The sequence below is a fragment of the Vibrio sp. Vb1729 genome (genome assembly GCF_033338655.1).
GTDB classification, from domain to species: domain Bacteria; phylum Pseudomonadota; class Gammaproteobacteria; order Enterobacterales; family Vibrionaceae; genus Vibrio; species Vibrio alginolyticus.
Genome location: NZ_JAWOTB010000011.1, coordinates 203451 through 225138, shown reverse-complemented (window position 1 = coordinate 225138; position 21688 = coordinate 203451). Strand labels below are relative to the sequence as shown.

Annotated in this window: 18 protein-coding genes; 13 read left to right on the top strand and 5 right to left on the bottom strand. The window is 45.1% G+C overall.

What is annotated here, in order from left to right:
- The first annotated feature begins 99 nt into the window (after positions 1-99).
- Both R7E29_RS05900 and ansB read left to right on the top strand, forming a co-directional pair.
- Complete coding sequence (locus R7E29_RS05900) at positions 100-1356, top strand: adenylosuccinate synthase (RefSeq protein WP_005373814.1); 1257 nt, start codon at positions 100-102, stop codon at positions 1354-1356.
- 371 nt (positions 1357-1727) lie between these two features.
- Complete coding sequence (gene ansB, locus R7E29_RS05895) at positions 1728-2792, top strand: L-asparaginase 2 (protein ID WP_054576153.1); 1065 nt, start codon at positions 1728-1730, stop codon at positions 2790-2792.
- Between the two features lie 76 nt (positions 2793-2868).
- On the opposite strand, the gene R7E29_RS05890 is transcribed toward ansB, so the two are convergent.
- Positions 2869-3705: a pyruvate, water dikinase regulatory protein gene (locus R7E29_RS05890; RefSeq protein ID WP_005373820.1), complete on the bottom strand. Its 837-nt coding sequence runs from the start codon at positions 3703-3705 to the stop codon at positions 2869-2871.
- A 251-nt stretch (positions 3706-3956) separates the two neighbouring features.
- Here R7E29_RS05890 and ppsA point away from each other — a divergent pair, with 251 nt between their 5' ends.
- The 4 genes from ppsA (at position 3957) to tyrS (ending at position 9621) form a co-directional block, all read left to right on the top strand.
- On the top strand, positions 3957-6329 hold the full coding sequence (gene ppsA / locus R7E29_RS05885) for a phosphoenolpyruvate synthase (protein WP_047102763.1): 2373 nt from the start codon (positions 3957-3959) through the stop codon (positions 6327-6329).
- A gap of 170 nt (positions 6330-6499) precedes the next feature.
- The gene (locus R7E29_RS05880) at positions 6500-7279 is read left to right on the top strand and encodes a hypothetical protein (protein WP_005373824.1); all 780 of its coding nucleotides are present in this window, start codon (positions 6500-6502) and stop codon (positions 7277-7279) included.
- Between the two features lie 193 nt (positions 7280-7472).
- Positions 7473-8279 (top strand): response regulator transcription factor, encoded by an 807-nt coding sequence (locus tag R7E29_RS05875; protein ID WP_025767978.1) that lies wholly within the window; start codon positions 7473-7475, stop codon positions 8277-8279.
- A gap of 82 nt (positions 8280-8361) precedes the next feature.
- Positions 8362-9621: a tyrosine--tRNA ligase gene (gene tyrS / locus R7E29_RS05870; RefSeq protein WP_054576154.1), complete on the top strand. Its 1260-nt coding sequence runs from the start codon at positions 8362-8364 to the stop codon at positions 9619-9621.
- A gap of 106 nt (positions 9622-9727) precedes the next feature.
- On the opposite strand, the gene R7E29_RS05865 is transcribed toward tyrS, so the two are convergent.
- Both R7E29_RS05865 and R7E29_RS05860 read right to left on the bottom strand, forming a co-directional pair.
- Positions 9728-10762: a PotD/PotF family extracellular solute-binding protein gene (locus R7E29_RS05865; protein ID WP_042523267.1), complete on the bottom strand. Its 1035-nt coding sequence runs from the start codon at positions 10760-10762 to the stop codon at positions 9728-9730.
- A gap of 137 nt (positions 10763-10899) precedes the next feature.
- Positions 10900-11265 carry a DUF6559 family protein gene (locus R7E29_RS05860; protein ID WP_054576155.1) on the bottom strand — a complete coding sequence of 122 codons (366 nt, stop codon included), beginning with the start codon at positions 11263-11265 and terminating at the stop codon, positions 10900-10902.
- A gap of 166 nt (positions 11266-11431) precedes the next feature.
- Here R7E29_RS05860 and R7E29_RS05855 point away from each other — a divergent pair, with 166 nt between their 5' ends.
- Complete coding sequence (locus R7E29_RS05855) at positions 11432-11686, top strand: hypothetical protein (RefSeq protein WP_017819806.1); 255 nt, start codon at positions 11432-11434, stop codon at positions 11684-11686.
- Between the two features lie 101 nt (positions 11687-11787).
- Here the strand turns inward: R7E29_RS05855 and R7E29_RS05850 are convergent, their stop codons facing one another.
- Entirely contained in the window at positions 11788-14196 is a 2409-nt protein-coding gene (locus R7E29_RS05850; RefSeq protein WP_318082462.1) for a beta-mannosidase, read from the bottom strand.
- 303 nt (positions 14197-14499) lie between these two features.
- Between R7E29_RS05850 and R7E29_RS05845 the strand changes: the two genes are divergently transcribed.
- Positions 14500-16086 carry a BCCT family transporter gene (locus R7E29_RS05845; protein WP_005373846.1) on the top strand — a complete coding sequence of 529 codons (1587 nt, stop codon included), beginning with the start codon at positions 14500-14502 and terminating at the stop codon, positions 16084-16086.
- A gap of 62 nt (positions 16087-16148) precedes the next feature.
- Here the strand turns inward: R7E29_RS05845 and R7E29_RS05840 are convergent, their stop codons facing one another.
- Positions 16149-16877 carry a UTRA domain-containing protein gene (locus tag R7E29_RS05840; RefSeq protein ID WP_005387087.1) on the bottom strand — a complete coding sequence of 243 codons (729 nt, stop codon included), beginning with the start codon at positions 16875-16877 and terminating at the stop codon, positions 16149-16151.
- Positions 16878-17087: 210 nt separating this feature from the next.
- On the opposite strand from R7E29_RS05840, the gene R7E29_RS05835 reads away from it, so the two are divergent.
- The 5 genes from R7E29_RS05835 to R7E29_RS05815 are packed head-to-tail and all read left to right on the top strand — an operon-like array spanning position 17088 to position 21686.
- On the top strand, positions 17088-18155 hold the full coding sequence (locus R7E29_RS05835; RefSeq protein WP_005373851.1) for an ABC transporter substrate-binding protein: 1068 nt from the start codon (positions 17088-17090) through the stop codon (positions 18153-18155).
- A 12-nt stretch (positions 18156-18167) separates the two neighbouring features.
- Positions 18168-18992 carry an alkaline phosphatase family protein gene (locus tag R7E29_RS05830; RefSeq protein ID WP_053307187.1) on the top strand — a complete coding sequence of 275 codons (825 nt, stop codon included), beginning with the start codon at positions 18168-18170 and terminating at the stop codon, positions 18990-18992.
- Entirely contained in the window at positions 18989-19879 is an 891-nt protein-coding gene (locus R7E29_RS05825) for an ABC transporter permease (RefSeq protein WP_047102769.1), read from the top strand. Before R7E29_RS05830 ends, R7E29_RS05825 begins: the two co-directional genes overlap by 4 nt.
- 2 nt (positions 19880-19881) lie before the next feature.
- The gene (locus tag R7E29_RS05820) at positions 19882-20670 is read left to right on the top strand and encodes an ABC transporter permease (protein ID WP_017633567.1); all 789 of its coding nucleotides are present in this window, start codon (positions 19882-19884) and stop codon (positions 20668-20670) included.
- The gene (locus tag R7E29_RS05815; protein ID WP_005373862.1) at positions 20667-21686 is read left to right on the top strand and encodes an ABC transporter ATP-binding protein; all 1020 of its coding nucleotides are present in this window, start codon (positions 20667-20669) and stop codon (positions 21684-21686) included. Before R7E29_RS05820 ends, R7E29_RS05815 begins: the two co-directional genes overlap by 4 nt.
- Positions 21687-21688 lie beyond the last annotated feature (2 nt).

Below are 21688 nucleotides of genomic sequence, written 5' to 3'. Positions count from 1 at the left end.
TTCCGATATGAGATTCTTATCAAGTTAATGAGTATAATTAATTTCTCTTATTATGGCGAACGTCTTAAGATTTTTGCATCTGTTTTTGGAGATTAAATTATGTCGTCTATCGTTGTTGTGGGTGCAAACTGGGGTGATGAAGGCAAAGGCCGCATCGTTGACTTTTTGGCAGAGCAAGCTTCTGCGAGCATTCGTTTCCAAGGTGGTAACAACGCGGGTCACACCGTGGTTAACGATCTAGGTACGTTTAAGCTGCACCAGCTACCAAGTGGCGTATTCAACCCAGACTGTTTGGCAGTGTTAGGTCCGGGTATGGTTATCAGCCCTGCGTTGCTGTCTCAGGAGATTGCGGAAGTTGAAGAAGCGGGCGTAAAAGTGAATATGTGCATCTCTGATCGCGCAACACTGTGTCTACCTCTACACGCACTAGAAGATACGCTAGAAGAACAACGTTTAGGCGACAAAGCATACGGTTCAACTCGCCAAGGTATTGCACCTGCGTACGGTGATCGCGTAATGAAGAAAGGCATCCTAGTTGGTTGGTTGAAGCAACCAGAAGTATTGGTTGAACGCCTTCAATTCATGATGGATTGGAAACTGCCGCAACTGCGTGCACTTTACCCGACGTTCGAGTTTGAACAAACCGCTGAAGAACTGGCGAACTGGCTGCTAGAAGTCTCTGCACCTTGGCGCGATTCAATTTGCAACGTAACGCTTCCTCTAAAAGAACTACAAGCGAAAGACAAAACTCTATTGTTCGAAGCGCAGCTTGGCGCGGGTCGTGACCTTGTTTACGGTGAGTACCCTTGGACAACATCTTCTAACGTTGTATCAATGTACGCGGGTATCGGTAGTGGCCTTCCGGCACTTCGTCCTGAACGCGTTATTGCGGTTGCAAAAGCCTTCAGCTCATCAGTGGGTACTGGTACGTTGATCACTGCAATGGAAGAGCAAGACGCTTTCCGCGAACTTGCTGGCGAGTTCGGTGCAACTACGGGTCGTCCACGCGACATGGGCTACTTCGACGCAGTCGCTACGAAAAATGGCGTTGAACTGCAAGCCGCAACTGAAATTGCACTAACGAAAGTAGACTGTTTGACTGGCCTTAACGATCTGAAAATCTGTGTTGGCTACGAAGGCGACCACAGCGAAAACCCAATCTGGCCTCAAACTGCCTCTCTTGCGCCAATCTACGAGAAGATGGAAAGCTGGAGCGAGGACATCACTGGTTGTCGTAAGTTTGAAGAGCTTCCAGTAGCAGCACAGAAATACGTTCTACGCATTGAGGAACTCATGGGCGTACCAGTAAAAATGGTGTCTGTGGGTCCTGGTCGTGAACAAATGATTATGCGATAAGATGTGAATTAACACATCATTGGCAAGCGGCTTTTATCTGTTCCGGGGTAAAGCCGCTTTTTTTTTACACTGTAAACTTTGGAAAATTGCACGGCTAAATTCATGTTTAATAACCTCATCACGAGACTCCTACCTCCTTTATTTATAAATCAATAAATTATAGGACTTAACACGTTGTGCACGTTACTAGCACATCTCACTTGTTAAAGAAGCACGCCAATTAGGTTAACTGGTTGATTTAATATTCTTTAAGTGATTAGTTGATCACGATCTTCATCTGCAATTTGTTGAACTAGTACTCAAAAAATCTAACCCACTGTTTTTAGGATAGATGAGTTCCCCAACATCCAACCTAACAGCAGGTGATTCCCATGACGAAAAATCTTTTCCGCCTCAGTACGATAACCCTTGGTTTGTGCCTTAGTTCTTTGTCTTTCGCGCAATCCGATCTTCCGAACATTAAAATTCTTGCCACTGGCGGCACCATAGCAGGCGCAGGTCAATCTGCAACCGAGTCAAACTACACAGCAGGTAAAGTCGGCGTTGAATCATTGATTTCTGCGGTGCCGAGTATGACCAACATTGCCGATATTTCTGGAGAGCAAGTGGTCAGTATCGGTTCACAAGATATGAATGATGAAGTGTGGCTAAAATTATCGAAAAGAGTTAATGAGCTACTCGCTCAAGATGATGTTGACGGCATCGTCATTACTCATGGTACGGATACGTTAGAGGAAACCGCTTACTTCCTTGCTCTGACCGTCAAGAGCAAAAAGCCTGTCGTGATCGTTGGTGCAATGCGTCCTTCCACCGCAATGAGTGCTGATGGACCAGTCAACTTATACAATGCAGTCGTAACAGCCACCGATGAAGATTCAGAAGGACGTGGCGTGCTAGTCGCAATGAATGACACGATTTTCGATGCGCGAGATGTGACAAAAACCAATACAACCTCCGTCAGCACTTTCCAGTCACCCAACTTTGGTGCTATCGGCTACATTCATAATAGCGATGCCAAATATCAACGAAGCCCAGAGCGTAAACATACGACAGAAACCCCATTCGATGTATCAAAGCTTACTAAGTTGCCTAAGGTCGGTATTGTTTATAACTATGCAAATGCCTCCAATTTGCCAGTGAAAGCCTTTGTGGATGCGAAGTTTGACGGCATCGTAAGTGCTGGTGTCGGTAATGGTAACTTGTACCACACTGTGTTTGATGAGCTAGAGAAAGCGAGTAAAGATGGCGTTGTTGTTGTAAGAAGCTCCCGAACGCCTAGCGGCTCAACCACTTTGGATGCTGAAATTGATGACGAAAAATACGGCTTTGTTGCCGCTGGTACATTGAACCCACAAAAAGCACGTATCTTACTGATGCTGTCACTGACTCAGACCAAAAACTATCAAGACATCCAAAAGATGTTCCAATACTATTAATTCTGTCTAAGGTTCATTCGATAGAGGAGGTACACACCTTACCTCCTCTTACACATAGCGACATGAGCGTCTCTTGTTAGCCAAACAAGCGACGCTTCATTCCTGCTTTTTCCAGAATACGCGTAGTAATTTCCTCAACAGACAGAGAGGACGTATTGATATATGGGATCGCCTCTCTTCTAAACAACGCCTCAACAGTGTCTAGCTCCAGCTTGCACTGCTCTGTGCTAGCGTAATCACTTCCAGACAAACGATTCTCACGGATTTCAGTCAAGCGCTCGGGATCGATCGTCAGCCCAAACAACTTATGACGATGGATCTCAAATTCAGGCAACAAACGCATCATCTTCACATCTTCCGCAATGAACGGATAGTTCACAACACGTAAACCAAATTGCATCGCCATGTACAAGCTAGTCGGCGTTTTTCCACTGCGCGACACGCCAAGTAAGATAATATCAGCTTGCTCCAACCCTTTTAGCGTAATGCCATCATCATGCGCCAATGTGTATTCAATAGCCGCAATACGGTCAAAATAGGTGTCGGAATCTTTCCCCACGCTGCGAGAACGCTGCAACTTAGGCTTTGGTGCCATCTGAATGTCGTCTTGCACTTTCTGCACAATACTCTCCAACACATCGTAACTGTATGCTGGCGCTTCAAGCAGCATTTCACGTACTTCTGGAACGACAATTGAGAAAAAGACCAGAGGTTTGACGCCATTGCGCTGGTAGGAAGTTTCAATTTCTTTGACTACGTCAGTAGCTTTGTCCTGGCTTTCTACAAACGGAAAGGTTTTTTCGTTAGGAATGAACGGAAATTGACCGAGAACAACATGCCCTAATGTCTCACATGTTATCGCCGTACCGTCAGAAACATAGAATACATCACGACTTTGGTTATTTATTTGCATTTCTGTTTAATTTTTCAAAATCTTTTGAGTAGGATGGTACACATAATATTAATAAATCAGTTTGGCTTTCAGTTAGGTTCACCACAGCTTTAAAAATTCTTTTGAATTTTTTTCAGCCAGAACGTAATCGTTTGCCTTTGATATCAATCTAAATGAAGCAATGTATGGTCAACGTGTAATAACAGCCAACATGCGATTGTTTAGATCGATTTAAGTCCCCCTACTAAGCTGCAATGTTTCTGGAGAAAGACATGCAAAAGAACACCCTCTGGTTCAATGGCCTATCCATGGATGATGTCGACAAAGTCGGCGGTAAGAATGCTTCACTTGGCGAAATGGTTTCTAACCTAGCAAACGCAGGCGTTTCTGTACCAAATGGTTTTGCGACAACCTCATACGCGTTTAACCAATTCCTTGACCACGAAGGTTTGGATGAGCGTATTCACCAATTACTCGATGAACTAGACGTTGAAGATGTAGAAGCTCTGCGTAAGACAGGTGCAAACATTCGTCAATGGGTATTAGAGGCCCCTTTCCCTGCGGACCTTGAACAAGAAATTCGTGAAAATTACCAAGAACTGATCGAAGGCAATCCTGAGCTTTCAGTCGCAGTTCGTTCATCTGCTACGGCAGAAGACCTACCTGATGCTTCTTTTGCTGGTCAGCAAGAAACGTTTTTGAACGTGAAAGGCATCGACGCAGTACTAGAAGCAACTAAGCACGTTTACGCTTCTCTATTTAACGACCGTGCGATTTCTTACCGCGTTCACCAAGGGTTCGACCACCGTGGCATCTCGCTATCTGCGGGTATCCAACGTATGGTGCGTTCAGATAAAGCCTCGTCGGGTGTTATGTTTACACTAGACACTGAATCGGGTTTCGACCAAGTTGTCTTCATCACCTCTTCATGGGGTCTAGGCGAGATGGTCGTTCAAGGTGCAGTAAACCCTGACGAGTTCTACGTTCACAAGCCAATGCTTGAAGCAGGCGAACACCCAATCGTTAAGAAAACATTTGGTTCTAAGTTGATCAAAATGATCTACTCAGATAACCAAGAAATCGGCAAACAAGTTGATATCGTTGATACTCCTGATGAAGAGCGCAACACGTTCTCATTGAACGACGACGAGATCAAAGAGCTCGCAAAGCAAGCAATGATCATCGAAAAGCACTATCAGCGTCCAATGGACATTGAATGGGCAAAAGATGGCATTGATGGCAAACTGTACATTGTTCAAGCGCGTCCTGAAACCGTATGTTCACAAACGGAACAAAACGTGATTGAGCGCTACGAGCTACAAAACAAAGCGGATGTTTTAGTTGAAGGTCGTGCAATCGGTCAGCGCATCGGTAAAGGCGTGGTTCGCTTGGTTGACTCTCTGGACCAAATGTCTTTAGTCCAAGAAGGTGACGTGTTAGTTACAGACATGACTGACCCAGATTGGGAACCAGTGATGAAAAAAGCATCTGCAATCGTAACCAACCGTGGTGGCCGTACGTGTCACGCAGCCATCATCGCTCGTGAGCTTGGTATTCCTGCAATCGTTGGCTGTGGCGATGCGACAAGCAAGTTAACCGATGGTGCAACCGTGACCGTATCTTGTTCTGAAGGTGAAACGGGCTACGTTTACCAAGGTGAACTTGAATTTGATGTAAAACGCTCTTCTGTTGATGAACTGCCACTGCTACCAACAAAAGTGATGATGAACGTGGGTAACCCTGATCGTGCGTTTGACTTCGCACAAATTCCAAATGAAGGTGTTGGTCTTGCTCGTCTTGAATTCATCATCAATAAGATGATTGGTATCCACCCGAAAGCATTACTTAACTTTGATGCACAAAGCGATGAGCTAAAAGCAGAAATCACTCAGCGTATTCGTGGTTACAAAGATCCTATCGATTTCTACGTAAGCAAACTGACAGAAGGTATCGCAACCATTGCTGCGGCATTTTGGCCGAAACGCGTTATTGTTCGTATGTCTGACTTTAAGTCTAACGAATACAGCAACTTGGTTGGCGGTAAAGCATACGAACCGCATGAAGAAAACCCAATGCTTGGCTTCCGTGGCGCGTCTCGTTACATTTCTCCAGTGTTTGAAGACTGCTTCGAGCTAGAAACTCAAGCAATCAAACGCGTTCGTAACGAAATGGGTCTGAAAAACGTTGAAATCATGATCCCATTTGTGCGTACACCAAGCGAAGCAGCATCAGTGATTGATTTGCTAGCGAAGTTTGATCTGCGCCGTGGCGATCAGGGTCTTAAAGTCATCATGATGTGCGAACTGCCATCCAACGCGGTCCTTGCCGATGAGTTCTTGAAGTACTTTGATGGCTTCTCGATTGGCTCAAACGACATGACTCAGCTAACGCTTGGTCTTGACCGTGACTCTGGCGATGTCGCACATCTATTTGATGAGCGCAACCCAGCGGTTAAGGTGATGCTTCAGATGGCGATTGATGCGGCAACAAAAGCAGGCAAATACGTTGGTATTTGTGGTCAAGGCCCATCAGACCACGACGACTTAGCGGAATGGCTAATGGATCAAGGTATTAGCTCTGTATCACTAAACCCAGATACGGTTATCGATACTTGGTTAAAACTCGGTAAAGTTAGCAGCAAGTAACACACGATAAACTCTAGCCCTCACACTCCCCTTGTGAGGGCTTTGTTATTCACACGTCATTTCACAATCAGTTCGTGATTCCTCTCTCAAGTTCGTCATTTAGTCAATTTCATTATCAAAGTCTGATGACCTAAAATGAATGGTATATCGATAACTCCAGAGAGAATTTGATGAAAAAGCCTATCGCACTCCTTACTACATTGATGCTCCTGGCATCCCCTGCTTATGCCGATTGGGATGAAATTTCCAATAAAATGTCTGAGCTTGGCGACGCAGTTTCTGATACTGCACAAGATGCTTGGGACGACACCAAAGCGTTTTCAAAACAAGCGTGGCAAGATTTCACGAACTGGTCCGAGGAAGCGATCAATACCGCAGGCGAATGGACAGAAGCCAGCATCGAGAAAAGCAAAGAATGGATAGATGCTGCCGACAAAAAAATTGATGAGCTGATGGAAGGCGATACGCCAGAAGAAGCTCGCCAAGCCGTGGACTTAATGGCAGATAGCGCTTTGCTCAAGTTATTTAATGAAAAGCCGGAGGCAAAAGCTATTTACGACAACGCGTACGGCTACGCGGTCTTTGATTCTCGTAAATTATCTTTGCTGTTCCACACCAACTCAGGGTCAGGAGTCGCAGTGAATAAGGAAACAGAAGAACGCACTTATATGAATATGTTTGGTTTGGGCGTTGCACTTGGGGCTGGCGGCAAATTTTACCAACAAGTGGTTCTGTTTGAGAGCAAAGAAGACTTTGATACGTTCGTCAACGAAGGATGGGAGGCCACAAGTGAAGCCTCTGCTGTTGCGGGCGAAGATTCAGAGCAACTTTCAAAACAATTTAACAGCGGCGTCGCCGTCTATCAGTTGAACGCTAAAGGTTTGCTCATCGATGCTAACGTGTCTGGTTCTAAATATTGGGTTAACGAAGAGCTCACTAACTCGCAGTAATGCATAGCAACTAATCGCTTAAATAAAACCGTTGTTATGCCCCCTTATCAATAAGTTAACGGGGATATGATTCCTCAAAACTGAGCACTTACGCAACTTTCTCTATGGAAGTCACCAGAAGATGGCGACTTCCCTTTCTCGTTGGATTGCTTTTGGTTATGCTTGCGCAAAACCACCTGCAATTCGGTATCCCATGCCTGACAATAACTTTAATAATCTGCTAGCAGAAGCAATTTCTGCTCTTAACACGCCTAACTTTACTCCTAAACTTATGCGTGTCATTCGCACTCTTTTTCATTTTGATTGCGCAGTTATTTTAGGTTACCGAGAAGGTAAACATCCTATTTATCTCTACGACTCAATTGAGAACGAGCGAGAGTTACTTTTTCAACGCTACCTTACTGACTCATTTCAAAATGACCCTTTTTTTCTCAAACTAAACGAGACAAAGCAACAAGGCGTATTTACGCTCAAAGACGTGGCGCGTAAAGGCGTTGACTTCACCTCATACTGCGAGCAGTTCTATCATCAAACAGGGTGGAAAGACGAACTTAGCATGCTAGTCGAAGTTGAATCTGGCCGTTGGGTCATGCTGTACTTCGGGTATATGAATGATGGAAAATACTTTTCTCAGCAACAAATCAATAAGCTAAAGCCCTATTTCCCGATAATTCAGTCGCTTTGTCAGCAGCATTGGAAACAAACGGAATTTACCTTTTCTGAGCCTGTTTTTGCACAGAGTGCTTATTCTGGCAGTATGCGATTAGCCATTGAGCAAGCTTTAGCAACGTTTGGCGTAGAATCACTCACCCGTCGCGAACAAGAGGTGGCTTCGCTTCTCGCTCAAGGGTTTGACACCAAAGAAATTGCCGCGCGGTTACACTTAGTTCAAGGCACGGTCAAAAATCATCGAAAGCGAATTTACTCGCAATTAAATGTGTCTTCATTGAGTGAGTTATTCCAGCTTTTCCTCAATCACCTCATTCTCCATTCAAGATAAAAAACTGTCCCTTAAGGGATATATCGAGAAAAGGTGTCGCGTTTTAGTCTGAATGTAACAACCACTAAAACAGACAAAAAGAATGACGACACCATTACTGCAAGATTTACAAGATCGCGGCTTGATTGCACAAGCCAGCGATTTGGAAGAAATTCAGACACTTCTCTCACAGCCACAAACCGTTTACTGCGGCTTCGATCCTACAGCTGGCAGCTTACATATCGGCCACCTCGTGCCTTTGATTATGCTTAAGCGCTTTCAAGATGCCGGACACCAAGCTGTTGCCTTGATTGGCGGTGCAACGGGCATGATTGGCGACCCAAGCTTTAAAGCGACTGAGCGCAGTCTGAACTCAGAGGAAATCGTCTCAGGCTGGGTTAACGATCTTTCTAATCAAATTCAGCAGTTGATGAATCACCAACTGGCCAAGCCGATGATCATGGTAAACAACGCTGACTGGATGAAAGCGATCAATGTGATCGACTTCTTCCGCGATGTGGGTAAGCACTTCTCAATCAATACTATGGTCAACCGAGAATCGGTAAAACAACGCCTGCAACGACCTGACCAAGGTATCTCCTTCACCGAATTTAGCTACGCCCTACTGCAATCGTACGATTTTGCCGAGCTAAACCGTCGATACGGTTGCCGTTTGCAAATCGGTGGCAATGACCAATGGGGAAACATCGTCAGCGGGATCGATTTAACTCGCCGTCAAAATGGTGAGCAAGTATTTGGCTTAACTCTGCCGCTGATCACCAAATCCGATGGCACCAAATTTGGCAAAACTGAAGGTGGTGCAGTATGGCTAGATCCTAGCAAGACCTCTCCTTACGCGTTCTACCAGTTCTGGCTTGGCGCAGAAGACGCCGACGTTTACCACTTCCTGCGTTACTACACGTTCTTGAGCTGCGAAGAAATTGCCAGCATTGAAGCGCAAGACCAAGCAAGCCAAGGTAAGCCACAAGCACAACGTATCCTCGCTGAGGAAATGACGCGATTTGTTCATGGCGAAGAAGGCCTAGCTAGCGCCGAGCGCATCACTCAAGCTTTATTCAGCGGTAATGTGCAACAACTGAGTTTGGGTGAATTAAAACAATTGGAGTTGGATGGTTTACCAAGCATTGAGAGCGCACAGCAAGATTTGGTTGAGCTGTTGATTGAGTCGGGTTTAGCAAGCTCGAAGCGTGTTGCACGCGAACACATCAGCAACAACGCCATCAGTGTAAACGGTGAAAAAGTGGCGGCTGATAACCCAAGTTTGAGCTTCCCACTGTTTGATCAATATTGGTTACTGCAACGCGGTAAAAAGCACTTCTGCCTCGTGAAGCGTGCCGCGTAGTAACACTCGAAGTACAAAGCCCATAAAAAATTCCCCTCACTGCTTTCGTGATGAGGGGAATTCAAATTTGAACGATTTTAAGCCTAACAATAGGCAAAGGCGTTGCTTATTGCGTTCTTAAACGTTGCCAGTACTTTTCGTAAATCGCTAACGTTTCTGCGCCAACATCATTAATAAACTCGCCTTTTTTCATGTCTTCTGATGAAGGGAAAATAGTACGGTTATTTTTCAACTCTTCTGGCAATTTGTCACGCCCAGCGTTCGTTGCCGACGCATAACCCAAACTGGTCACGATTTCCGCTTGGTTCTCTGATTGGTACATGAAGTTAATAAATTTATGCGCCAATGCTTTGTTTTTACTGCCAGACGGAATAGTGAAGTTGTCCATCCACAATACCGCGCCCTCTTCCGGCATCACGAACTTCAGCTCAGGCATTTCAACCTGTCCTTGGAATGCGTTGCCGTTCCATTGCATGCCGACCGATGTTTCACCGGACACGTAAGGGACTTGCGGCGCATCTGAGTTGTACAGTAATACGTTGTTTTTCAGCGCGACTAGAGAATCAAAAGCCTGCTCGATTTCTGCTTCGTCTTTTGTGTTCACGCTATGGCCATTTTTCTTCAGCGCCATACCGAACACATCGCGAACGTCATCAATCAGCATGACTTGTTGTTCGTATTGAGACTCCCATAAGTCTGCCCATTTGGTCACTGGTTGCTCAACCATGGATTCGTTGTAGCTGATCCCGGTAATGCCCCAAATATAAGGCAGCGAGTAATCATTTTTAGGATCGTGCGCTTGGCCAAGTAAACCGTCCATTGTGTCTTGCATGTTTGGCACTTGAGCGTGATCTATTTTCGAAAGCAGCCCTTCTCGCCCCATTTTTTCAATGAAGTACGCAGAAGCAAAAACCACATCGTAGCCAGAACCTTTTAGCAATTTTAGCTTGGTATACATTGATTCATTATTCTCAAAAGTCGAATAATTAATCGTAATACCTTCTTGTTTTTCAAACGCTTTTAACGATGCTTCCGGCAAATAGCCACCCCATGCATAAACGTTCAACGTTTTGCTATCTGCATGAGCAAACATGCTGAGCACAAGAGCACTCAGCCCCAATCCTTTGATGATTAATTTCATGGTATGCAATCCAACCAGTCCAGCGACGCGCTGGGATTCGGGTGCATAATTAGGTAATTGTTACCCAATTGAAAGAAAATTTAATTAATCTTTAACAGCAAAAATATTTATCGAATTTATAAAATTAACGCATGTTTTTAATAGCGACTGTGCATACCAAAATGATGAGACATTCCATCTTCCATTCGACCGCCTTTCCAGCCACCAGAGCCGAGTAAATTAAGCACATCTTGAGCGGTATAATCGGCACCAGAAAAGAAATCATGCGCCACGTCTGAGCGTATTGCTTGCAATTCTGGTTGGTTTTCCAAATCAAGATCTTGCGGATTCGCATACAACGCCAACGCAATTTTTTGTTGGCACGCGCTTAAGCTTAACTCGCTGGTGCTCGTCTTTACCTGACCAACCGAAAAGTACTCACGACTGCCGTATCCCACTATCAATCTGGTACTCATTAGCTTAATCACTTTCTTAATGCGGCGACGTTGTATAAATCTCAACATGTTTTGTTATTCCTGTATTAAGTTGGCTATGTCGTATTCTTTTGTTCGAATTAAAACACTCTGTTTTATCCGCGAAATTTCTCTAGCGCTTTTCGCGATGATCGGTTGTATAATACGATCCTGAAATATTTTGTTACGTTACCTCGGTAACCCCTGAGACTGCAACATGAACAACAGCAGATGGGTCGGCTTTATAGGCGGCACGATTGTCTTACTTAGTACCTTTATCCTCTTCGGATCTTCCGTCCACTCTGCTTGGTACCGAATCCCTGCGGAAGCCATTCATGGTATCGCCTTCACTCTGGCTTTTGGTTTAGGGTTAAACAGCCTGCTGGCGTACGCGACGGCAGTGATTACTCTTGCTGCACTATTCTACATTGGCTTTGTCGTTAGCTATCGGGTCCATCAGAAACTTAAATAAACTTCTGTCTCAACCTGAGCTTAATAACGGATACTTAATAACTAAAAAGGGAGCAAATGCTCCCTTTTTAGTTATCAGCATATAGATGTTCTATGCCCGCTTTAATCATTAAGGTGGCATACCCTCAACGACTGCTGCATACCTGAAACATCATCACCTAAATACTCAACCGTCATTGGAACGTTGACCAACAGAGTAAAACTGGAGTCACTGAACCTTCCATCAGCATCACTCTCCAAATGAACAAAAAACGCAGGCTTATCCGCAATCAATGTAATTTTCCTCCCTTCAATAGAGACACCTATATTGGCTTTCGCTATCGGCAAGGTTTTTAGCTCATGAGTACTAAACCATGTGTTGCTTATTCTGTCTTCACCGATTTGCGCTTCAACATAGAAGAAGCCTGACGTAAGTTCGTCCTTCTCGATCGATTCATCCAATTGCCACAAAATCGTATTGCTGTCTGCTATGACTGTTTGTTCTAAGCTCCAACATTGCTTTTCTTCCCCTTGCCAATCTACCCACTTAAGCAGTACGTTGACGCTTGCGGGCTCTTTTGCATCATTGAGCAAATGTAGGCTCAACTTGCCTGTATGCTCGGAAAATACCAAATACTGTGGCGCAAAAAATCGCTTCGCATGGTAGTGCAACTGCTTCCATCGACCACTGTATTCCAAACTAGACCAAGAACTGACAGGCCAATTGTCGTTGAGTTGCCAGTACAGCATGCCGCGACAAACTGGAGAAATGGCACGCCAATGATCGCATGCAGTTTTGATCGCGATTGCCTGCTGAACTTGACTTAAATACAGCATGCTCTCGAATCCAGAGGGAAAACGAAAATAGCGCGTGAACATCTCTGTGATAATACTATTACCTCGAAGGTTCTTCTGATGTTGTTCGAAAGTTGGGGATGTAATATTCCAGTCTTGCTCAGGGACAAACCGCTTAACTTCAGCAAAAGATGGCCAAGATTGAAAACCAAACTCAGAGCAAAAACGAGGATTCACGTCAAGGTAGGCACTGAATGATTTTCCTGAATGCCAAACGTCCCAAAAGTGCATATCGCCTTTACTATCATCATGCCACGCATCACCGAAATCCAGTTCACCATTACATGGGGAACTTGGCCAGAAACGGCGAGTGCTATCTTGCTCGGTAATCTCCTTCTCAATCATGCGGTTGAGGCGATCGTAGTTAACCGTGTATTTGACTTTACTGCGCTTAGATTCGTCATACCAACCAATAGCTCCAATCACTTCATTGTCACCACACCAAAGTGCGATTGATGGGTGCTCCTTGAGCCTCGGGATTTGGAATCTAAGTTCTTCTTCTACCTCTTTTAAAAACTCGTCGTTTGATGGGTACAACGAGCAGGCGAACATCATGTCTTGCCACACCAACAAGCCAAGTTCATCACAAAGGTTATAAAAGGTTTCACTCTCGTACTGACCACCGCCCCATACGCGAATCATGTTCATGTTGGCGTCAACCGCACTTTGCAAAAGGTTGCGATAACGTGTTTCGTACTCTCGCCCCGGCATTGCGTCAATAGGGATCCAGTTGGCACCTTTAGCATTAATCGGTACGCCATTGACGATAAATTCCATTGCAGAGCAGTGCTCATCAGCTTGGTTATTTAGGGTTAACTGACGCAAACCAATGTTGTGCGTTAACTTTTGCTCTCTGCAAGAAATGGTAATGGGATAGAGATACGCTTCGCCATAACCCGATGGCCACCAGCGTTGAGGCTCCAAAATGTGGAACTGGCAATGATAGTGACCACTTCCTTTTGTTTGAATACATTGACGCTCACCATTAAATTCAACAATCATTTCATGGCGTTGACTGTCCGTTTCCACTTCAACTACTACATCAAGAAACACACTCCCATCGGCTTGCCATTGCTGCTCTGTCGAGAAGCCTTTGAGCCAAAGCTCATTCACAATGTCGATTTGAATGGGGTCGTAAATACCCGATACCATCAAGCAAATGCCCCAGTCCCATCCGGAATGGCATTGTGTTTTGCGGATCAAGTTCATGTGTGGAATTTGGTTGTTGCCCATTGCCGATGGAATAGGAAATGGCAATTTTTTTGCTCTTGCGATACCTTCTAAATCCACCCGAGCAAACTCAACCCGAATCGTGTTAGTACCTTGCTTTAAATGCGGTTTAATATCCACACGTTGCTGGGTAAACATGTTGCTGCAAGTTAGTGCTAACTCACCATTAACATAGAAGGTTGCCAAGGTATCGAGACGAGTTAGCGTCATCCAAATTTGCTTGGCAGACAACGTAAACGCGTCGACTTCAAACTCACGTGAGATATGCCACTCACACTCTTCAATCCATCGAACTTTGTTTTCATTATCGGCAAAATAAGGATCTGGAATCTGCTCTGCTTGTAAAAGCGCCGACACATTATCGCCCGGAATAAACATCGGAATTTCAAGATCGGGACGCTGTGGCGAGGTAAGCATCCACTGCCCGTTAAGTTCGAAGTGAGCCATTGAGTTAAACCTTAGCTTGGGAAAAACATGTTTTCTCAATGTAATCCTGATAATCCCATGCAAAAATAAGGGAAATGTTAATTACATACGAAATGCGGTGCATTTCACGTAAAAACTCTTTCTTTTGATCTCTACCCAAAAATCAGCAACTTGGCTAACCTGTTAAAAATTAATCGAAATCTAAGGTTATATTTGCAACTTCGACATGTTAACATCATCGGCTTTTTGAACATCCTCACACTTTTCGTTGAAACGATGTGAGGGGAAATGCACGGCTTCATAGCCCTAAAAAGCGAAGTAATTATGTCAAATATGACGAATGCCGCCTCCCACACAGCGCCTATTCAGGATGCTGACTATTCTGCTATTCATCCCCCATCTTTACTCAAGCGCCTCGAACTCACCAATCCTGTCTTTTGGTTAAGTGGTAGCTTCCTCACTCTATTCGTTTTACTTGCTCTAACGAATACCGACTCTCTAACCGCAATGGTTAACACCGGCTTCGGCTTTGCTACTAAATATTTCGGAGCTTACTGGCAAGTACTGCTTCTTCTGAATTTCCTAATTGGTTTGGCTCTTGCGTTTGGTCGCACTGGTTATGTGCGCCTAGGTGGTCTAGCGAAACCTGATATTGATAACTTTAAGTGGTTGTCAATCGTACTCTGTACTCTACTTGCAGGTGGTGGTGTGTTCTGGGCCGCAGCTGAGCCTATCGCGCACTTTGTGACTGCTCCGCCTCTATACGGGGAAGCCTCACCGAAAACTGCCGCAATCAATGCCCTATCTCAGTCTTTTATGCACTGGGGCTTCTTAGCTTGGGCGATCCTTGGTGGTCTATCTTCCATTGTCTTAATGCACTTGCATTACGATAAAGGCCTGCCTCTTAAGCCGCGTACTCTGCTTTACCCTGTTTTTGGTGATAAAGCCATTAAAGGCTGGATTGGTGATGTTGCTGACGCATGTAGCATCATTGCAGTAGCAGCAGGAACCATCGGTCCTATCGGCTTCTTAGGTTTACAAATTAGCTACGCGCTAAACTCATTGTTTGGCCTGCCAGATACGTTCGTAACGCAAAGCATGGTTATCATGGCGGCGATCCTGATGTATACCCTTTCCGCACTGAGCGGTTTGAGCAAGGGTATTCAAATCGTCAGTCGTTACAACATCATTTTGTCTGTACTATTAATTGGTTACATCCTGTTCTTCGGGCCGACAAGCTTTATCGTTGATGGCTACGTGCAAGGCGTTGGTCGTATGGTGGATAACTTCTTCCCTATGGCACTTTACCGTGGTGATACAGGCTGGCTAAGTTGGTGGACAGTATTCTTCTGGGGTTGGTTTATCGGTTATGGCCCAATGATGGCGATCTTTATTGCTCGTATCTCTCGTGGTCGTACAATTCGCCAATTAATCATGTCTATTAGCATCGCGGCACCGCTGATTACTTGCTTCTGGTTTAGTATCGTTGGTGGCAGTGGCCTTGCGTTTGAACTTGATAACCCTGGTTTGATTTCATCTGCGTTTGAAGGCTTTAACTTGCCTGCAGCACTGCTAGCGATTACTGGTGAATTACCTTACCCAATGATCATTTCGGTTCTGTTCCTGATCTTAACGACAACATTTATCGTGACGACGGGTGACTCGATGACTTACACAATCAGTGTAGTGATGACGGGCTCAACAGAACCAAACGCAGTGATTCGCTCGTTCTGGGGTCTGATTATGGGTATTGTCGCTATTGCGCTCATCTCAATGGGCTCTGGTGGTATTTCTGCATTGCAGTCTTTCATTGTAATTACTGCCGTACCTGTGTCTTTCATTTTGCTGCCAAGCATTTGGAAAGCACCCGGCATTGCAAGCAGAATGGCGAAAGAGCAAGGCCTCGTTTAAACCGCCTCTCTAACCAATATGCGAAAAAGAGCCCTTCATTGGGCTCTTTTTAATTCTGCGCTTTATCCTACGCTATCAATGCGAATCATCACTGCGTCTGGACGCCAATACTCGAATTCGCAGTCCATTAAATGCCCATCTTGTTTGTAGTTTACCCGCCGAATTTTCAGAACGGGTTGTCCTTCAGCTAGGTTCAACGCCTTAGCGACATGAGCAGGAGCTGACGTGGGAATCACATCAAAACGAGAGCGCTTTGTCTCGTAACCATACTTCTCACGATAAATGCCTGTCAGGGACATGGTGAGGTTCTCAGACAATATACCCTCAAACAGTGCCGCTTTGAGCACGTTCTCAACAAACAATACCGCTCGCCCATCAATAAAACGTAACCGTTCAATTACATAAATTGGGGTAATTCGCTCCACCTCTAACGATTTGGCATACTCACCTGCGGCCATTTCACTTCGCACGTTGAGTAGCTTAGTTTCTGCAATACGATGCTGCTCTCGAATCATCTGATGGAAGTGAGAACGAGACAACGGGTTGTAACAGATACGCTCAGGAGATACATACCAACCCCGGCGCTCTTCTCGATAAATAAGACCTTCCGTTTCCAAAGACACCAACGCATCTTTGATTGTGATTCGAGTCGTAGAAAACAGCTCACTGAGCTCTCTCTCTGACGGCAGTTTTTGTCCTTCCGACATGATGCCGGAAAGAATCTGCTGTTTTAAGCTGCTTCTAATTTTTCCTAATTGGGTACCAAATTGTCCGGTGCCTGTCGCTCTCATTCTGATCTAGTCCAAGGATAATTTGACGAATAACATAAGGCGTTTACGTAACAAAAATATGACATTAATCAACAGAACACATACTGAACGTATGAAATATAAGTGCCATATAAAATCAGCAAAACTGTCAAATTACTTGCGCTAAATCGTCACATTCCATCCATAGCATACAAAGCGAACTTACTGACCTAGTCCAGAAGGATGGAGACAATGAAAACTTTGCTAAGTCGTTCAATTACCGCACCAGCGGCAATCATTGCGGTAACGCTCGCTACGCCAACAGTAGCGAAAGAAGCCGATATTGAATCTTTGGTAGCAGCAGCACAAAAAGAAGGGGCGGTTTACAGTGTGGGTATGCCTGACAGTTGGGCAAACTGGAAAGACACTTGGGCTGATTTAAAGTCAAATTACAACCTTAAGCACCAAGACACGGATATGAGCTCGGCTCAAGAAATCGCAAAATTCGAAGCTGAGAAGAAAAACGCGACCGCAGACATTGGTGACGTAGGCTTTGCCTTCGCACGTGTAGCGGTTAAAAAAGGCGTCACTCAGCCATATAAACCAACAACTTGGAATGACATCCCAGATTGGGCAAAAGACGAAGATGGTCATTGGGCACTTGCTTACACTGGCACTATTTCTTTTATCTCCAACAATAACCTCGTAAAAGACGCGCCAAAAACGTGGGATGACCTATTAAAAGGCGACTACAAAGTGACCGTAGGTGACGTAGGCGTAGCAGCACAGGCAAACAACGCGGTTCTCGCCGCAGCGTTCGCCAACGGTGGGGACGAATCCAACCTCAAGCCTGCGCTCAAATTCTTTTCTGAACTCGCGAAGCAAGGTCGTCTTTCATTTACCGATCCGAACATCGCCAACCTAGAAAAAGGCGAAGTGGAAGTGGCGATCATGTGGGACTTCAATGCATTGAACTACCGCGACAAAATTGACCGCGACCGCTTTACAGTGAGCATTCCTCAAGATGGCTCTGTGATTTCTGGTTATACAACCATAATCAATAAATACGCGAAGAACCCTAATGCAGCAAAGCTTGCTCGTGAATACATCTTCAGCGATCAAGGGCAAATCAACTTAGCAGAAGGTTATGCGCGTCCAATCCGCACCAACATCACACTGCCTCAAGCAGTGCAAGACAAGCTAATTGCTAATGACCAATACAGCAATGTTCACCCAGTGACTGACTTCTCAGCTTGGGAAAAGTCCGCACGTAAGCTGCCACGTCAATGGCAAGAAAGTGTCTTAATCCACCAGCAATAAGAGTAAGTCGTTATGAGCAATAAGGTCATCCTTGTTGTTCTAGATGGACTGAACTATCAGGTAGCCCGTGATTGCATGGGCTACCTCAATGGTCTTCTAGAACAAAGTCGTTCCCAACAAGAAACTCGCACAACGCTTTATCCTGTGCAGTGTGAGCTGCCCTCTATGTCTCGCCCACTTTATGAGTGCATTTTAACGGGCGTTCGCCCTGTAGAAAGCGGCATCGTAAACAACAATATCGTTCGTCTATCCAAACACGATTCCATTTTCAGTTTGGCAAAAGCCCAAGGAAAAGTGACCGCTGCGGCTGCCTACCACTGGGTAAGTGAGCTTTATAATCGCGCGCCATTTGAACCTGTTCGCGATCGTTTCACGCATGATGAAACCCTGAATATCCAGCACGGCTACTTTTACCATTGGGATCATTATCCTGATGAAGCCTTGTTCCTGGACGCAGAGTATTTACGTCGAAACTATCAACCTGATTTCTTACTGATCCACCCGATGAATATCGACGATACAGGACATAAGTTTGGCCTAGACTCTCGCCAATACCGCAATTGTGCGCGAGGTGCAGACATTATTCTTTCCAACTACATCGATCAATGGCTTGCTGATGGGTATCAAATCATTGTGACTAGCGATCATGGCATGAACAACGATCTTTCTCACGGTGGGATTTTACCTGAAGAGCGAGAAGTTCCCCTGTTTGTCATTGGTGATAAGTTTACCCATCAAGATTGTCATATTAAGCAAACTGATATTTGTGGCACCGTTTGTCAATTGCTAAACCTTGACCACACGAAGCCATACACTCAGGAATTGTTAGCACTATGAGCAGTTCAGTCCTCTCCCCAAGCTCCAGCGAATCACGCTCAAATTTGGCAAGTACTTGGTTAAAGCGCTTTAAGCCAGCCATTTGGTTGGTGCCTTTCGCGCTGTTTTTCTACCTATTTCAACTCGCACCGATGATTTGGGTACTGTTAAACAGCTTTATCTACGATGGCGAGTTTGCCTTCGATAACTACATTGAAGTGCTCGACTCCGCCTTTATGATGCAGGCGTTTGGCAACAGTTTGTGGTTAGCTGTATGGTCGAGCATTTTTGGCTTAGCCATTGCGACTCTGTTGGTCTCTTCTCTACGCAGAGTCGATTCTAAAGTCCGCGACGGTGTGATTGCGTTTACGAACATGAGCAGCAACTTTGCAGGCGTACCTCTGTCATTCGCTTTTATCATTATTTTGGGCACCAATGGGGCGATTACCCTTTTGCTCAAGCAGTATGGCTTACTCGGTGATTTCGACCTTTATGGTAAATGGGGCCTGCTGGCCATTTACATCTACTTCCAAATCCCGCTGGCGGTGTTGTTGCTCTACCCTGCGTTTGACGCGTTGAGTGATGATTGGCAAGCTGCTGCTGCGCTACTGGGAGCCAAAACATCACAGTATTGGGCGAAAATCGCGCTGCCAGTGCTCTCACCAGCCTTATTCGGTACCTTTATTATCTTAATAGCCAACGCAATTGGCGCATATGCGAGTGTTTATGCGCTGACCTCCGGTAACTATAACGTCATCACAATTCGAATTGCGAGTCTGGTATCGGGAGACCTGTTCCTTGAACCTAATCTCGCCGCTGCAATTTCGGTGATTCTAATGGCGTTACTTGCCTTTATCACAGTGATTAACCAATGGCTCATTTCGAAAAGCTATGCAGGTAGGAAGTAGTCATGAACAACGTTAATACTCGATTCCATAAAACGGTGGTTTATTCCATTGTTGGGATCATGCTCATCCCGATTTTAGCGACCTTTGTCTATTCGCTTTCATCACGCTGGGGTGCCACGGTGCTTCCAGATGGTTTCACTTTTGATTGGTACGTTAAATTGCTGACCGACCCACGCTTTTTGCAAGCGTTTGGGCGTTCGCTGTTTATTTGTATTGCTTCGCTAACCCTCAGTGTGCTTCTGGTTCTGCCAGCGATATTCGTGGTGTTTTACTACTTTCCGAAGCTCGATAAGCTCATGAACGTATTGATTTTGCTACCATTCGCTGTACCACCAGTGGTGTCCTCCGTCGGCTTGCTTCAACTTTATGCTGACAGTGAAATCTCCCTTATCGGTACTCCTTGGATTCTAGTAGGTACTTACTTCACCATCGCGTTACCGTTCATGTATCGTGCGATTTCTAATAGCTTCGAAGCAATTAACCTTAACGATTTAATGGACGCTGCACACTTGCTAGGGGCAAGCACAACCAAAGCGTTTTTGATGGTCATTTTACCTAACCTCAAAAAAGGACTGATGGCATCGCTTTTCCTTTCATTTTCATTTCTATTGGGAGAGTTTGTGTTCGCCAATATTTTAGTCGGCACACGTTATGAAACCCTGCAAATCTACTTGTATAACATGCGTCAGACGAGCGGCCACTTTACGTCTGCCTTAGTGATGACCTACTTCCTATTTATTTTTTTACTGACTTGGTTGGCAAGTCGTTTCAGCCGAGGAGTCAAACAATGAGCTACGTAACAGCGAAAAATCTGACTAAACGTTTTGGTGATAACACCGTATTTGAGGACATTCACTTTAACATCGAGCAAGGTGAATTCATTACGCTTTTGGGCCCTAGCGGTTGTGGTAAATCGACACTACTTCGCAGCCTTGCTGGGCTTAACCCTGTCGATGGAGGCGAGATTTGGGTAAACGGAGAAGATATCACGCATCAAGTCCCGCAAGAGCGTGGTATTGGGATGGTCTTTCAATCGTATGCGCTGTTTCCCAATATGACCGTCGAAGGCAACATTGCATTTGGCTTAAAAATGAAAAAGCTTGCGAATGATGATATTCGACGTGAAGTGGCTAAAGTCATCAAACTGGTGGATCTGGCAGGTAAAGAAAAACACTATCCGCATCAACTTTCTGGCGGTCAGCGCCAGCGTGTCGCACTCGCTCGAGCGTTGGTGGTGAAACCTCGCATATTATTGCTTGATGAACCACTTTCTGCGCTTGATGCCAAAATCCGCAAACACCTTCGTCAGCAAATCCGAGATATTCAGAAAGAGATGAATCTCACCACTATCTTCGTAACTCATGACCAAGAAGAGGCGATGATTATGTCTGATCGTATCTTCCTAATGAGTAAAGGAGAAATTGTTCAAGCAGGAACACCTGAAGAAATTTATACTCATCCTGCTAACGAGTTTGTGGCCGGTTTCATGGGGCACTACAACCTTGTAGAGGCCAATAAAGCCAAGCAACTCTTCAACATTGATACCGAATGGAAAGTGGCGATTCGCCCAGAGTCTATATATGTAAAAGAGCAAGGTCGTCAATATGATAGCCACATCTCAGCGCCACAAGTAGGTACGATCACCAACCACCAGCTTCTAGGTAATGTTATTCGCTATCAAGTGAACGTTGAAGAGTGTGAGCTCACTGTTGACTTGCTTAACCGCTCTTCAGAACGCTTACTAGCGAATGGCAGCCAACTAGAGCTACTCTTTAACCTAAACGAAATTCAACCAGTGAGAGCCTAAAC